Source organism: Pseudomonas sp. MM213 (assembly GCF_020423045.1).
In the GTDB taxonomy this organism is placed as follows: Bacteria; Pseudomonadota; Gammaproteobacteria; order Pseudomonadales; family Pseudomonadaceae; genus Aquipseudomonas; species Aquipseudomonas migulae.
In genome coordinates this window covers 3,182,919-3,196,782 of the sequence record NZ_CP081943.1, presented here as the reverse complement: position 1 = coordinate 3,196,782, position 13,864 = coordinate 3,182,919, and the positions used below count along the sequence as shown (strand labels likewise).

Here is a 13,864-nt window from a genome sequence, read left to right as displayed (position 1 = left end):
GGGCCCTTGAGGGCGCCAAAAGCTTCGCGGGCAAGCCTCGCTCCTACAGGGGCCGTGTCAATCTTTTGGTTTGGCGTGCGCCGCCAATCGCTCCAGCGCCGCCCGCAGGTTGGGATCGCTGATCCCCTCAGCCGTAGCCTGAATCGTCGCCCCCGCATCCGTCGACAAACTGATGGTATGCCCGGCCGCGCCTTGCTGAACGGTCGGCGGCTGCACCTTGAACAGAATCCGCGTCAGGCTGGCGAACTCATCAAACATCTGCAACTGCCGTTGCAGACGCTTCTGTTGATAGCGCAGACGCGTTGCCCAATGTCCGTCGGTGACAATCAGCAATAAACTGCCTTCGCGCCACGACGCCACATGGCAATGCTCGCGCGCAGCGGGCTGCAATTGGCTTTCGAGCAGACGTTGTAAATGACCCAGGCGTTGAGCATGGCCAAAAATGGCTTTCAGCGGTTTGGCTTCGCGAAGCAGAACGGCGGGTGCTCTGGCCGTAAGAGGGCGAAATGCCATGATCAGACACCTGAAGTAACAGAGCCGCCATGGTAGCAGAAAGCACTGGTTGCACCCGACCCATTGCTTTGCGCGCGCTTTACCCATTAAATCAACAAGTAACTTCTGCCGTCAGTGGCTTGAAGTTCAGCAAAAAGCCCTTATTTTAAGTGAGCCCCGTAACAGCGCAGTGCATGCATCGTGGAACAACGCCACTTTCCTCACCATCGTTTCCGGGTAGAATGCTCGTTCGCATGCGGCCATGAGGGCTGCACGGGCGACTCACGGGGCCGCCCTCCATCCCTTTAGTGTGGAAGATCCTGCCGATATGTTTGCGCCTTTGTTAAAGAAACTTTTTGGAAGCAAGAACGAGCGTGAAGTCAAACGCATGCTCAAGACGGTGCAACTCGTCAATGCCTTCGAAGAGCAAATGGTGGCCCTTTCGGACGATCAATTGCGTGCCAAGACGGATGAGTTCAAGGCCCGCATCGCCAAAGGGGAAACCCTCGACAAGCTGCTGCCAGAAGCCTTTGCGGTCGCCCGCGAAGCCGGCAAGCGCGTCATGGGTATGCGCCACTTCGATGTCCAGCTGATCGGCGGCATGACCTTGCATGAAGGCATGATCGCGGAAATGCGTACCGGTGAAGGCAAGACCCTGGTGGCCACACTGGGCGTTTACCTCAACGCGCTGTCCGGCAAAGGCGTGCACGTTGTTACCGTGAACGACTATCTGGCCCGCCGTGACGCCAACTGGATGCGCCCGCTCTACGAATTCCTCGGCATGACGGTCGGTGTGGTTACACCTTTCCAGCCGCCGGAAGAGAAACGTCAGGCCTACGCCGCCGACATCACCTACGGCACCAACAACGAATTCGGTTTCGACTACCTGCGCGACAACATGGCGTTCAGCATGGAAGAAAAATTCCAGCGCGAACTCAACTTTGCCGTGATCGACGAAGTCGACTCCATCCTCATCGACGAAGCCCGTACCCCGCTGATCATTTCCGGTCAGGCCGAGGACAGCTCGAAGCTGTACATCGAGATCAACAAACTGATCCCGCAGCTGCAATTGCACGTCGAAGAAGTCGAAGGCGAAGTCACCAAGGCCGGCCATTACACCGTCGACGAGAAGACCCGTCAGGTCGAACTCAACGAAGCCGGTCACCAGTTCATCGAAGACATGCTGACCCGCGTCGGCCTGCTGGCTGAAGGCGAGAGCCTGTATTCGGCGCATAACCTGGGCCTGCTGACCCACGTCTATGCCGGCCTGCGTGCGCACAAGCTGTTCAACCGCAACGTTGAATACATCGTGCAGGACGGTCAGGTTGTCCTGGTCGACGAACACACCGGTCGTACCATGCCGGGTCGCCGTTTGTCCGAAGGCCTGCACCAGGCCATCGAAGCCAAGGAAAACCTGAACATCCAGGCCGAAAGCCAGACATTGGCGTCGACCACGTTCCAGAACTACTTCCGTCTGTACAACAAGTTGTCCGGCATGACCGGTACCGCAGACACCGAAGCGTTCGAATTCCACCAGATCTACGGCCTGCAGGTCATGGTGATCCCGCCGAACAAGCCTTTGGCGCGTAAAGACTACAACGACCTGGTGTTCCTGACCGCCGAAGAGAAATACGCGGCGATCATCAACGACATCAAGGAATGCATGACTCACGGCCGTCCGGTGCTGGTGGGTACTGCAACCATCGAAACTTCCGAACACATGTCTGCGCTGCTGCAGAAGGAAGGCATCGAACACAAGGTCCTGAACGCCAAGTTCCACGAAAAAGAAGCCGAAATCATTGCCCAGGCCGGTCGTCCAGGCGCACTGACCATCGCCACCAACATGGCCGGTCGTGGTACCGACATTCTGTTGGGCGGCAACTGGGAAGTGGAAGTCGCGTCTCTGGAAGACCCGACGCCGGAGCAGATTGCCCAGATCAAGGCCGACTGGCAGAAGCGTCACCAGCAAGTGCTGGAGTCGGGTGGCTTGCAGGTGATTGCGTCCGAACGTCACGAATCGCGCCGTATCGACAACCAGTTGCGTGGTCGTGCCGGTCGTCAGGGTGACGCCGGTTCCAGCCGTTTCTACCTGTCGCTGGAAGACAGCCTGATGCGCATCTTCGCCTCTGACCGGGTGAAGAACTTCATGAAAGCATTGGGCATGCAGTCCGGTGAAGCGATCGAGCACCGCATGGTGACCAACGCCATCGAGAAGGCTCAGCGCAAGGTTGAAGGCCGCAACTTCGACATTCGTAAACAACTGCTCGAGTTCGACGACGTCAACAACGAACAGCGTAAAGTGATCTATCACATGCGCAACACGTTGCTGGCCGCCGACAACATCGGTGAAACCATCGCCGACTTCCGTCAGGACGTACTCAACGCTACGGTCAGCGCCCACATTCCTCCGCAATCGCTGCCTGAGCAGTGGGACGTGGCGGGTCTGGAAGCGGCATTGCAGAGCGACTTCGGTGTGGCGCTGCCGATCCAGCAATGGCTCGACGAAGACGATCACCTGTACGAAGAAACCCTGCGCGAGAAGCTGATGCAGGAGCTCATCGCGGCGTACAACGAGAAAGAAGACCAGGCGGGCGCCGACGCGCTGCGCACCTTCGAGAAGCAAATCGTGCTGCGCGTGCTGGACGACCTGTGGAAAGACCACCTGTCGACCATGGACCACCTGCGTCACGGCATCCACTTGCGTGGCTATGCGCAGAAGAACCCGAAGCAAGAGTACAAGCGCGAGTCGTTCACGCTGTTCTCCGAGTTGCTGGATTCGATCAAGCGCGACTCGATCCGTGTGCTGTCGCACGTTCAGGTCCGCCGCGAAGATCCGATCGAAGAAGAGCAACGCCTGCGCCAGGAAGCCGAAGCACTGGCGGCGCGCATGCAGTTCGAGCACGCTGAAGCACCTGGTCTCGATCAACCGGAACAGCTGGGTGAAGAGCTCGATGTAGCCCTCGCCACCGCACCGGTTCGCAACGAACAGAAGCTGGGCCGTAACGAACTGTGCTACTGCGGTTCGGGCAAGAAGTTCAAGCATTGCCACGGGCAGATCCAGTAAAACCCGTTTCATACGCTGAAATACCCGCGCCGCGACCGGCATCAGCCGTCGCGGCGTTTTGCCATTTACACCACCGTTCTTCCTGAAAGCGGTGCAGACATCATTTATTAAGGAGCGCATTCATGGCTGTTGGTCTTGGTCCTTTGCCAACGTTGCACCCGGTTGCCGGTTTTGAACTCGGTATCGCCTCGGCCGGCATCAAGCGTCCTGGACGCAAGGATGTCGTGGTCATGCGCTGCGCCGAAGGCTCCACCGTGGCGGGCGTGTTCACCCTGAACGCCTTTTGCGCCGCTCCGGTGATCCTGGCCAAGCAGCGTGTGCAAGGTCCGGTGCGTTACCTGCTGACCAACACCGGCAACGCCAACGCCGGCACCGGCGAACCGGGTCTGGCGGCCGCCGAGCGCACCTGCGCGAAACTGGCTGAACTGACCGGCGTCGATGCCAGCCTGGTGCTGCCGTACTCCACCGGTGTGATCGGCGAACCGCTGCCGGTCGAGAAAATCGAAGGCGCGCTGCAAGCCGCTCTCGACGACCTGTCGGTGAACAACTGGGAAGCTGCCGCCACCGGCATCATGACCACCGATACCCTGCCGAAGGGCGCCAGCCGCCAGTTCCAGCATGACGGCGTGACCATCACCGTTACCGGCATCAGCAAAGGTGCGGGCATGATCCGCCCGAACATGGCGACCATGCTCGGCTACATCGCCACCGACGCCAAAGTCTCCCGCGACGTGCTGCAAAACCTGTTGCTGGACGGTGCCAACAAGTCGTTCAACCGCATCACCATCGACGGCGACACCTCGACCAACGACTGCTGCATGCTGATCGCCACCGGTCAGGCGGCACTGCCGGAAATCACCTCCGCCAGTGGTGAACTGTTCGCCAAGCTGAAACAGGCTGTGTTCGAAGTGTGCATGGACGTGGCCCAGGCCATCGTGCGTGACGGCGAAGGCGCAACCAAGTTTGTCACCGTTGAAGTCAACGGCGGCGGCAATCACCAGGAATGCCTGGACGTCGGCTACACCGTGGCGCACTCGCCGCTGATCAAGACCGCGCTGTTCGCATCCGACCCGAACTGGGGCCGCATCCTGGCTGCCGTTGGCCGTGCCGGTGTACCTAACCTGGACGTGAGCAAGATCGACGTGTTCCTCGGCGAAGTCTGCATCGCCAGCCGTGGCGCCCGCGCATCGACCTACACCGAAGCCCAGGGCGCAGCGGTGATGCAGCAGGAAGAAATCACCATCCGTATCGAACTGGGTCGCGGCGATTGCAGCGAAACCATCTGGACCACGGACCTGTCCCACGAATACGTGAAGATCAACGCCGAGTACCGTACGTAAGACAGATCGCTTTCGCGGGCAAGCCTCGCTCCTACAAGGATCGCGCAATCCCTGTAGGAGCGAGGCTTGCCCGCGAAGAGGTCCGATCAGACACCAAAGATTCTGGCCTGTCCCCCCTCATCAAAAGGTCCCGAACATGAGCCTCCACCTGATCATCGGCGACAAATTGCATTCCTCCTGGTCCCTGCGCGGCGCCCTGGCCCTTGACCTGGCCGGTGCCCCGTACACCGAAGAATTGATCAAACTGAACCAGCCGGACACTCGCGAGCAGTTGCTCAAGCATTCGCCGACCGCCAAAGTCCCGTTGCTGAAAACCGAGCACGGCACCATCGCCGATTCCCTGGCGATTGCCGAGTACCTGGCCGAACAATTCCCTGATGCCGGCCTCTGGCCCAAAGACGTCGCGGCCCGCGCCCAGGCACGTTCGGCCTGTGCACAGATGCACGCCGGCTTCTTCGCCATGCGCGGCAACATGCCGTTTGACCTGAGTCGCGACGCACCTTTGTCGCCGGTCCCGGCTGACGTCCAGGCGGACATCGAACGCATGCTGGCGTTGTGGGCCGAGTGCCGCGCAGCCGCGACCGAAACCGGTCCATACCTGTTTGGCCGCGCGACCCTGGCCGATGCCTTCTTCGCACCCATTGCCGTGCGCCTTCGCACCTACCAGGTGAAATTGCCGGTGGCGGACGAGGCCTACGTCGAAACGATCTACCAATGGCCAGCCTTCAAGGCCTGGCAAAAGGCGGGTCTGGAGGAGGTCGGGCAGTGAAACGAGTACACGTAGCCGCCGCGGTTATCCGCGATAGCAGCGGCAAGATCCTTATCGCCCGGCGCGCCGACACTCAGCATCAGGGCGGTCTTTGGGAGTTCCCGGGTGGCAAGGTCGAGGCCGACGAATCCGTGGAAACTGCGCTGGCCCGTGAGCTTCATGAAGAGCTGGGAATTGTGGTCAATGCAGCTCGACCGCTGATCAAGGTCCGTCATGACTACCCGGACAAACAAGTATTGCTGGATGTCTGGGAGGTCTCGGACTTTTCCGGCGAACCTCACGGTGCCGAAGGCCAGCCTTTGGAATGGGTGGCGCCGCGTGATCTGCCGGGCTATGAGTTTCCGGCCGCCAACCAGCCAATCGTTGCGGCGGCACGGTTGCCTGCGGCTTACCTGATTACGCCTGAAGATCTGGAAACCCCTGCGCTGCTGCGCGGTATTCAGAAAGCCATCGCCAACGGCATCAAGTTGATCCAGCTGCGGGCGCCCAACGGCTACGACCCGAAATACCGTGATTTGGCGGTGGACGCGGCCGGGCTGTGTGCCGGCAAGGCGCAGTTGATGATCAAGGGACCGTTCGAATGGTTGGGCGATTTTCCGTCGGCCGGTTGGCACATCACCTCGGCACAGCTGCGCAAATACGCAGCGGCCGGTCGTCCGCTACCGGCGTCGCGCTGGTTGGCGGCGTCCTGCCATAACGCCGAGGAGCTGGCGCTGGCCGAGCAGATGGGTGTGGACTTTGTGACCCTGTCGCCGGTGCAGCCGACCCTGACGCATCCGGGGGCTCAGCCGCTGGGTTGGGATCAGGCTGCAACGTTGATCGAAGGTTTCAGCAAGCCGGTGTTCTTGCTCGGCGGTGTTGGGCCGGCGCAAGTTGATCAGGCTTGGGCGGCAGGCGCCCAGGGTGTGGCGGGGATTCGGGCGTTCTGGCCGGATTCTTTGGTGTAGCCACTGGCCTATTCGCGGGCAAGTCTCGCTCCTACAGGGATATGCATTCTCCAGTAGGAGCGAGGCTTGCCCGCGAAGGCGTCCTTAAGAGTGCCGCTTAAATCCCGGGTTTCGCAGCAGGCTGCCACAAAATCTCCGCAATCCCCTGACGCCTGGCAATCACCCGCGCCACCACAAACAACAGATCCGACAACCGATTGATGTACGCCAGGCCAACCCCGGCCAACGGTTCAAGCGCATTCAAATGCTGACACCGGCGCTCGGCACTGCGCGCCAGGCTTCGGCACACATGTGCTTGCGCAATCAGCGCCGAACCGCCCGGCAGAATGAAATGCTCCAAGGGCCCCAGCTCTTCATTCCACACATCGATCGCCGTTTCCAGGCGTTCGATTTCTGCCGCATTCAACGCCTGATATTCCGGCATGGCCAGTTCGCCACCGAGATCGAACAACCGATGCTGGCAAGGCGCCAATACCTCGATCACTTCGTTTAATCCGGGAAACTTTTCACGTTCCGCTTCGAGCCCGGCCAACAGCACGCCGACCTGGCTGTTCAATGAATCGACTTCGCCAATGGCTTCGATCCGCGGGTGGTCCTTGGGCACGCGGCGGCCGTCGCCCAGCCCGGTTTCGCCTTTGTCGCCGGTGCGGGTGTAGATCTTCGACAAGCGAAAGCCCATGGTTACCTCGAAAGCTGATTGAGTTCTTGAGAAACGAGCGGGGTGCTCGTCAACGGCAGGCGCAAGGTGAAACACGTGCCCTGGCCCAGGGTCGATTGCACTTCCATCTGACCCTTGTGGTTGTTGGTGATGATGAAATACGAAACCGACAAGCCAAGCCCGGTGCCCTGACCGATTTCCTTGGTGGTGAAGAAGGGTTCGAAGGTGCGTTTGCGCACGCTCTCGCTCATGCCGATGCCATTGTCCTCGACCTGGATTTCCGCCCATGGCGGATTGAGTCGGGTCCGCAGGATGATCCGTCCCGGCTCGCAGCCGTCCTCGCGCTGGTGAATGGCTTGCGCGGCGTTTTTCAGCAGGTTGAGCAGCACTTGCTCAAGTTCGTTGGCGGTGCCGGGCACGGGGCCCAGAGCGGGGTCGAACTGACGAATGATCGCCTGACCCTTGAAGTCAAAGCCAATCGCCAGGTCAAAGTCGTTGCCGGCGATTTCCACGGCTTGATCGATCAGCGCCGGCAAATCGCACGGCGCCATTTGCCGGGTGCTGCGGCGGCTGAAGCTGAGCATGTGGGTGACGATTTTCGCCGCCCGGGCGCCCGCCTGTTGAATGCCGTCGAGCAGCTGCGGCACCTCACGTACTTTCAGGTACTCGTTGACCGTATCCAGCTCAACGCCGACTTGTTCGGCCTGTTCGAGGTTTTTTGGCAAGTCCGGGGACAGGCGTCGACGAATGTTCTGCACGTTGTGCAGGATCGCGCCAAGCGGGTTGTTGATTTCGTGGGCCATGCCGGCGGCGAGGCCGCCAACCGAGAGCATTTTTTCCGACTGCACCATCATTTCCTCCAGCGACAGGCGCTGGGTGATGTCGTCGATGCGGATCACCACACCACGACCGGCACCGCCCATCAGTGGGTAAAAGGTCAGGGCGTAATGCTTGGGTTCATCGTCCTTGAGCCAGGTCACGCGCTCGATCTTCGCCACCGTGTGCTGCTCGACGGTTTGCTTGAGCTGCGGCAGAAACGGTTTGAGCGGTTCGAACGCAAGAAAGATCGGCTGATTCAGCGCTTCATCCAGGCGTGTGCCGGAGAGGGCGCTGGCCTCCTGATTCCACTGCGTCACGTAGAGCTGCTCGTCGAGGGCGATCAGCGCCGACGGCATGGAGTCGATGATGCTGTTGAGGTAATTCTGGAACCCGGTGAGTTTCTTCTCGATCTTGCTGCGCACCTGGACTTCGAGTTCCAGTTTGCGGTTGGTGTGGCGGGTTTCTTCGGCCAGGCCCTGGGCCTGATCGTAAGCGGCCTGGGATTCGTCCCGTGCCCGTTTGAGTTGCTGCTCCCGTGCCTCGATGCGCGAGAGCATGGTGTTGAACGCCTCGGCCAGGCTGCCGATTTCGTCATGGTTGCCGCGTGAGGCGCGCAGGGCGTAGTTCTCCTCTCGGGTCACTTGCCGGGACAGCTCTTCGAGTTGATGGATCGGCCGGGTAATCAGGCGTTTGATCTGCCGGGCGATCACCAGCCATAACAGCACGCTGAAGATCAGAATGCCGAGGCTGGCCGTCAGGGTCCCGGTGTAGAAGGCCATCGGCAGTTCGCTGCTGGCGACCAGCAGCAGATGGCCGGGCGCGGTGCCGGGGCGGGGCAGGGTGATCACTTGGTTGCTGCGAAATTCGGTGGCTTGCCAGGATTCGATGTGGCGGTAACGCGCTGGCAGGCCCAAATGATCGCCACGTTGCAACTGCGCCAGCCTTTCGCCCTTGCCGTCATACAGGGCTGCCGCGCGCAGCGGTGAATAGCTGTTGAGCTCATTGAGCAGTCGCTCGGCATTTTGTGGTGACTGCAGCGCTTCAGCCACCAGGCTCGGGTTGGACACCAGTCGGCCGATGGTCTGCAAGGCCTGGGGCGCCATGCTTTCCTGGGAAATATAGTACGCGGCGCTGATAAAGGTCAGGTTGGCGACCAGCAAAACGGTGGTCAACAGCACCAGCAGGGCGGCCAGCAGTTTCTGGCCGACGGGAAGGTTTTCAAGGCGCTGGCGCAATGGCATCAGGTTTATCGCTGAAAAGGAACAAGTGGCCAGCGTAGCCGCTGCTCAGTCGCTGGGCAATCCAAGGCTGTGCAGATGGGCGATCAACCGTGATTCAAGCTGATTGAGGTGCGGCAGGTTCAGTTGGTGCCGCGAAGCCACTTTGCACACATAGCCCAACAGGTAGCTGATTTCGGTACGGCGTTGATTCGCAACGTCCTGATACATCGACGAGAAATTGGCTGCAGTGGCGTGAATCACCCGTTCCACTTCCGGCTGGAGGTTTTCGGCGGCGGCCGGTTGGCCACAGCGTTCAAGCAGCTCGGTCAGTTCGCCGCAGAGGGTCGCGACTTCACAATGATGGTCCTGCAAGCCGCCATTGCGGCAATCGTGTAACACCGTCAGTGGATTGATCGCGCAGTTGAGTGCCAGTTTCCGCCAAAGCCGGGTCAGAATGTCGGTGCTCCACTCGTGGGGAATCCCGGCGGCGCTCACGTCATCCAGCCAGATCGGCGCCACGGGATGACCGGCATCCCCCAGCCAGGTGTAACCGTGACCGGCGAATACCACGCGCCAGTCACCGTCGCGATACGCGCCTTCGGTGCTCGAAGCAAAAATGCAGCGCGCCTGAGGCACCTGCGCCGCAACGGCGTCCTGACTGCCAAGGCCGTTCTGCAACAGGATCAATTCGGCGCCGGACGTGAGGCGCGGCGCCAGTCGGGCCACGGCTTGCTCGGCATCGTAGGCTTTGCAGGCCACCAGCAGGCGGTTGATCGGCTCATCGCTGTCGGTAGTTTCGCCGGGGATGGCATACGTTGTTGCTTCGCCGTGCTCCACCAGCGTCAAGCCGCCCGCAGCCTGATAAGCCTGCAAGCGCGGCGCATCCCGCACGATCAGCCGGACCGGCACCCCGGCCCGCGCCAGACGCGTGGCCCATAAAGTGCCGAGGCTGCCGGCGCCCAGAACATGCCAGGTGGTGGACATCAGCTTTTTGCTCTGTTTGAGGCGCGCATCGGACGCTCGCAGTGAATGATGGGAAAGACCCGTTATAATCAGCGCGGATTTTAACCGCAAGCCAGGCGTGCTCCATCTTGATCGAGCGCGCCCTTTATTGGAGAGATTACATGCCGTCGTTCGACGTGGTATCCGAACTGGACAAACACGAAGTCACCAACGCGGTCGAGAACGCCGTCAAGGAACTCGATCGTCGTTATGACCTGAAAGGCAAGGGCACCTTCGAGTTCAAGGAAAAGGACCTGACCGTCAACCTGACCGCTGAAGCCGATTTCCAGCTCGAAGCAATGATTGAGATCCTCAAGCTGGCGCTGGTCAAGCGCAAGATCGACGTGCAGTGCCTTGAAGTCAAGGATGCCTATGCGTCGGGCAAGCTGATGAAGCAGGAAGCCGTTCTCAAGGAAGGCATCGACAAAGAGCTGGCGAAGAAAATCGTCGCTCACGTCAAGGACGCCAAGCTCAAGGTGCAGGCCGCCATTCAGGGCGAGCAAGTGCGCATTACCGGCAAGAAACGTGACGATCTGCAGGAAGCCATCGCAGCCCTGCGCGCCAAGACATTCGACATGCCGTTGCAGTTCAACAACTTCCGCGACTGATTTTTTCAGGCGGGAACCTCTCGGCGTTTTCGGCGTCCGAGGCCCAAGCAGCGGCAGAAAGGCTGCCCCCAAACGGGAGCAGCCTTTCTGCCGCTTATTTTTTTCGCGTGCCGTGTGGCCGGAAATCAGGAGAACGTAGATGGACTTGAATGCTGAAGTGGACAACCTGGTCAAGGCGTCCCAAGCCTGGATTCCGATGATCATGGAATACGGCAGCCGGGTGCTGCTGGCGATCATCACCCTGGCCATCGGCTGGTGGTTGATCAACAAAGTGACGCAGAAACTGGGCGGCCTGATCGCGTTGCGTAACGCTGACCTGGCGCTGCAAGGCTTCATCAGCAGCCTGGCGAACATTATTCTGAAGATCTTGCTGGTCGTCAGCGTGGCGTCGATGATTGGTGTCGAAACCACCTCCTTCGTTGCTGCAATCGGTGCGGCCGGTCTGGCCATCGGTCTGGCGTTGCAGGGCAGCCTGGCGAACTTCGCCGGTGGCGTGCTGATTCTGTTGTTCCGTCCGTTCCGTATTGGTGACTGGATCGAAGCTCAAGGTGTTGCCGGTACGGTCGACAGCATTCAGATTTTCCACACCGTACTGCGCACTGGCGATAACAAGACCATCATCGTCCCGAACGGCAACTTGTCGAACGGCATTATCACCAACACTAACCGTCAACCCACCCGCAAGGTTGTGTTTGATGTGGGCGTGGATTACGAAGCGGACTTGCAGAAAGCCCGTGAAGTATTGCTGGACCTGGCCAAGGATGAACGCATCCTGGCTGAGCCGGCTCCGCAAGCTGTCATTTCTACCCTGGGCGACAGTTCGATCACTGTTTCCCTGCGAGTGTGGGTGAAGACGGCGGATTATTGGGATGTGATGTTCATGTTTAACGAACAGTCCCGTGACCGGTTGAAAACGGCCGGTATCGATATCCCGTTTCCACAGCGGGTGATTCGTGTGGTGCAGGAATCTGCGGTGCAGTAAGCAACACGCAGGCAACAAAAAAGGCCCATCCGAAGATGGGCCTTTTTTATTTGTTACCGCAAACTAACTGGATGCGATTACAAAATCGACAGTGGGTAGTCGACGATCACACGGAACTCTTTCACGTCGCCTTCACCTTCGTCGGCGTTAGCAAAGTGCCAAGCTTGACGGAAGCGAACGGACAGATCTTTTGCCGGGCCAGACTGAACAACGTACTTGGCTTCGAAGTTGGTTTCGTTGTGCTTGCCATCTTCACCGTACAGGCCGGTGTAAGCGCTGCCTGCTGGGGTGTTGGTACCGTCGATGTCCCAACCTTTCACGTAACGGGTCATGAAGCTCAGACCTGGAACGCCGTACTCAGCCATTTTCAGATCGTAACGGATCTGGGCAGACTTCTCGCCAGGGGCGTTGAAGTCAGAGTACTGGATGGAGTTGGCGAGGAAGATCGAGTCGCCACCGCGGTTGTTCTTGCCGATACCGACGTAGTCGAACGGGGTATCGCCATTAACCTTTTGGAAGGCCAGGGTGATGGTGTGCGCTTTCAGGAACGAGAGAGCAGTTGCCAGCGAGAATGCGGTGTTGCTGATGTCACCAGCTTTCGAATCACCGGTATCGGTGGTGCGATAGATGTTGAAGTCAGTGTTCAGCGACGTGTCACCACCAAATGGAGTGGTGAGGTTCACGTTGGCGTAGTACTGGTTCCAGATGTCTTCCAGCTGGGCGCCATACAGCGATGCGGACAGGTTGTCGGTAATGCCGTACTTGCCACCGAAGTAGTCCATGCTTTTGGCTTTCACGCCAGCATAGTTTGCAAACAGGTCGCCGTCGCGGGAGTTTTTGTCCTGGCTGGAACCCGAGTAGAAGTGGCCGGCTTCGAGGTCAAGGTCTTTGACTTCGCTGCTCTGCAGTTGGATACCGCTGGCAACTTGAGGAAGGATACGGGAACCGCCAACAGCAAACACTGGAGCAGTGCTTGGCGACATGTCGCCGATTTTCAGCTCGGTTTTGGAAACGCGGAATTTAATGGCCGCGCCTGCTTTACCCTGGCTGTCGTTGACGTTGCGGCCACCGTTGGCGTTAACGGTGTCGCTACGGCTCATGTTGCCCGAACCGGAAGTGCCATCGCCGCCATCCAGTTTGATGGCCAGGTAACCGAATGCATCAACACCAACGCCGACAGTACCTTGGGTGTAGCCGGAGTTGTAGGTGCCCCAGAGACCTTGGGTCCAGTCTTTGACGTCGCGGGCGCCGTCTTTGTTGTCACGGTTGAAGTAGTAGTTGCGAACCAGCAAGTTCAACGAGCTGTCTTCAACAAAACCTTTGGCTTCAGCCTGGTCACTTACGAAAGGTGCGGCCGTAGCCACTTGAGTACTGGCTGCTGCTGCAACTGCCAGTGCGATCATGCTCCACTTCATCACGCGCATCGTGATTTGCTCCTTTGGTTTTAGAAGAGTACTGCCGTCCCACCTGTTTTATTATCTGGGCGGCTCTTTCTTTTTGTGTCGGCGCAAACTTATATCACGCCGACCATGTTGGCGATACTTGCGTATCTATCCTTTCAGCTTCTTTACGACCCCGTCGCAAACAGCTTGGTAGATGTCGCAAATTTACAGCCCCAATGCAACCGGAATGACAACGTCATCGCTGTTTTCCAAGGCGTGAGCATCGGTAAAAAGAGTCCCTGGTGAAACGTTTGAATCTCCATCGGGCAACCCTGCCACTGTTTTTATTTGCCTGAAGGCTTCCACTTCCAGTGGTTGCATTGCAGGCGATGTGAGTGTGAATGCAACAAGCGTGCACAAATCAGAAAACTGCTGTTTTTTTTCTGAACGCCTGCGTGTTACCGTAAAAACCTCATAAAACCGGGGGTTACAAGCACCTTTTAATGGGGCTTGACGCCACGGTTTGCATCGTGTTGCGCCCTCCTGGCCGACTGCGTGACAAACAAAAACGTTACCGGTTC

General features: G+C 59.1%; 11 protein-coding genes. 6 read left to right on the top strand and 5 right to left on the bottom strand.

Going from position 1 to position 13,864, the window contains the following annotated elements; all coding sequences use genetic code 11:
- Window positions 1–57: 57 nt before the first annotated feature.
- Window positions 58–513, bottom strand: coding sequence for a DUF721 domain-containing protein (locus K5R88_RS14545; protein WP_008029261.1), 456 nt, complete (start codon window positions 511–513; stop codon window positions 58–60).
- Between the two features lie 307 nt (window positions 514–820).
- Here K5R88_RS14545 and secA point away from each other — a divergent pair, with 307 nt between their 5' ends.
- The 4 genes from secA (at window position 821) to K5R88_RS14525 (ending at window position 6,612) form a co-directional block, all read left to right on the top strand.
- The gene (gene secA / locus K5R88_RS14540) at window positions 821–3,556 is read left to right on the top strand and encodes a preprotein translocase subunit SecA (protein WP_032832795.1); all 2,736 of its coding nucleotides are present in this window, start codon (window positions 821–823) and stop codon (window positions 3,554–3,556) included.
- A 122-nt stretch (window positions 3,557–3,678) separates the two neighbouring features.
- Window positions 3,679–4,896: a bifunctional glutamate N-acetyltransferase/amino-acid acetyltransferase ArgJ gene (gene argJ, locus K5R88_RS14535; RefSeq protein ID WP_008029257.1), complete on the top strand. Its 1,218-nt coding sequence runs from the start codon at window positions 3,679–3,681 to the stop codon at window positions 4,894–4,896.
- Window positions 4,897–5,032: 136 nt separating this feature from the next.
- Entirely contained in the window at window positions 5,033–5,665 is a 633-nt protein-coding gene (locus tag K5R88_RS14530; RefSeq protein WP_192417097.1) for a glutathione S-transferase family protein, read from the top strand.
- Window positions 5,662–6,612 (top strand): Nudix family hydrolase, encoded by a 951-nt coding sequence (locus K5R88_RS14525; protein WP_226300166.1) that lies wholly within the window; start codon window positions 5,662–5,664, stop codon window positions 6,610–6,612. Before K5R88_RS14530 ends, K5R88_RS14525 begins: the two co-directional genes overlap by 4 nt.
- 97 nt (window positions 6,613–6,709) lie before the next feature.
- Here the strand turns inward: K5R88_RS14525 and K5R88_RS14520 are convergent, their stop codons facing one another.
- Genes K5R88_RS14520 through K5R88_RS14510 form a run of 3 tightly spaced genes read right to left on the bottom strand, consistent with a single transcriptional unit; the run spans window position 6,710 to window position 10,293 of the window.
- Complete coding sequence (locus K5R88_RS14520; protein ID WP_226300165.1) at window positions 6,710–7,291, bottom strand: cob(I)yrinic acid a,c-diamide adenosyltransferase; 582 nt, start codon at window positions 7,289–7,291, stop codon at window positions 6,710–6,712.
- A gap of 2 nt (window positions 7,292–7,293) precedes the next feature.
- Window positions 7,294–9,330 (bottom strand): sensor histidine kinase, encoded by a 2,037-nt coding sequence (locus K5R88_RS14515; RefSeq protein WP_223434869.1) that lies wholly within the window; start codon window positions 9,328–9,330, stop codon window positions 7,294–7,296.
- A 45-nt stretch (window positions 9,331–9,375) separates the two neighbouring features.
- Entirely contained in the window at window positions 9,376–10,293 is a 918-nt protein-coding gene (locus K5R88_RS14510) for a putative 2-dehydropantoate 2-reductase (RefSeq protein ID WP_207285462.1), read from the bottom strand.
- Window positions 10,294–10,433: 140 nt separating this feature from the next.
- On the opposite strand from K5R88_RS14510, the gene K5R88_RS14505 reads away from it, so the two are divergent.
- A complete protein-coding gene (locus K5R88_RS14505; protein ID WP_007906601.1) occupies window positions 10,434–10,919 on the top strand; it encodes a YajQ family cyclic di-GMP-binding protein in 486 nt (161 codons plus the stop codon).
- Between the two features lie 139 nt (window positions 10,920–11,058).
- Window positions 11,059–11,901, top strand: coding sequence for a mechanosensitive ion channel family protein (locus tag K5R88_RS14500; RefSeq protein ID WP_223451734.1), 843 nt, complete (start codon window positions 11,059–11,061; stop codon window positions 11,899–11,901).
- A 77-nt stretch (window positions 11,902–11,978) separates the two neighbouring features.
- Here K5R88_RS14500 and K5R88_RS14495 read toward each other — a convergent pair whose 3' ends face one another.
- A complete protein-coding gene (locus K5R88_RS14495) occupies window positions 11,979–13,325 on the bottom strand; it encodes an OprD family porin (RefSeq protein WP_223451735.1) in 1,347 nt (448 codons plus the stop codon).
- Window positions 13,326–13,864: the final 539 nt, after the last annotated feature.

Bases quoted from the DNA above. Each gene is read 5' to 3' on its own strand.
- K5R88_RS14530 (WP_192417097.1), top strand. From the start codon at position 5,033: ATGAGCCTCCACCTGATCATCGGCGACAAATTGCATTCCTCCTGGTCC.
- K5R88_RS14505 (WP_007906601.1), top strand. From the start codon at position 10,434: ATGCCGTCGTTCGACGTGGTATCCGAACTGGACAAACACGAAGTCACC.
- K5R88_RS14500 (WP_223451734.1), top strand. From the start codon at position 11,059: ATGGACTTGAATGCTGAAGTGGACAACCTGGTCAAGGCGTCCCAAGCC.
- K5R88_RS14495 (WP_223451735.1), bottom strand. From the start codon at position 13,325: ATGCGCGTGATGAAGTGGAGCATGATCGCACTGGCAGTTGCAGCAGCA.
- secA (WP_032832795.1), top strand. From the start codon at position 821: ATGTTTGCGCCTTTGTTAAAGAAACTTTTTGGAAGCAAGAACGAGCGT.
- argJ (WP_008029257.1), top strand. From the start codon at position 3,679: ATGGCTGTTGGTCTTGGTCCTTTGCCAACGTTGCACCCGGTTGCCGGT.
- K5R88_RS14545 (WP_008029261.1), bottom strand. From the start codon at position 513: ATGGCATTTCGCCCTCTTACGGCCAGAGCACCCGCCGTTCTGCTTCGC.
- K5R88_RS14520 (WP_226300165.1), bottom strand. From the start codon at position 7,291: ATGGGCTTTCGCTTGTCGAAGATCTACACCCGCACCGGCGACAAAGGC.
- K5R88_RS14510 (WP_207285462.1), bottom strand. From the start codon at position 10,293: ATGTCCACCACCTGGCATGTTCTGGGCGCCGGCAGCCTCGGCACTTTA.
- K5R88_RS14515 (WP_223434869.1), bottom strand. From the start codon at position 9,330: ATGCCATTGCGCCAGCGCCTTGAAAACCTTCCCGTCGGCCAGAAACTG.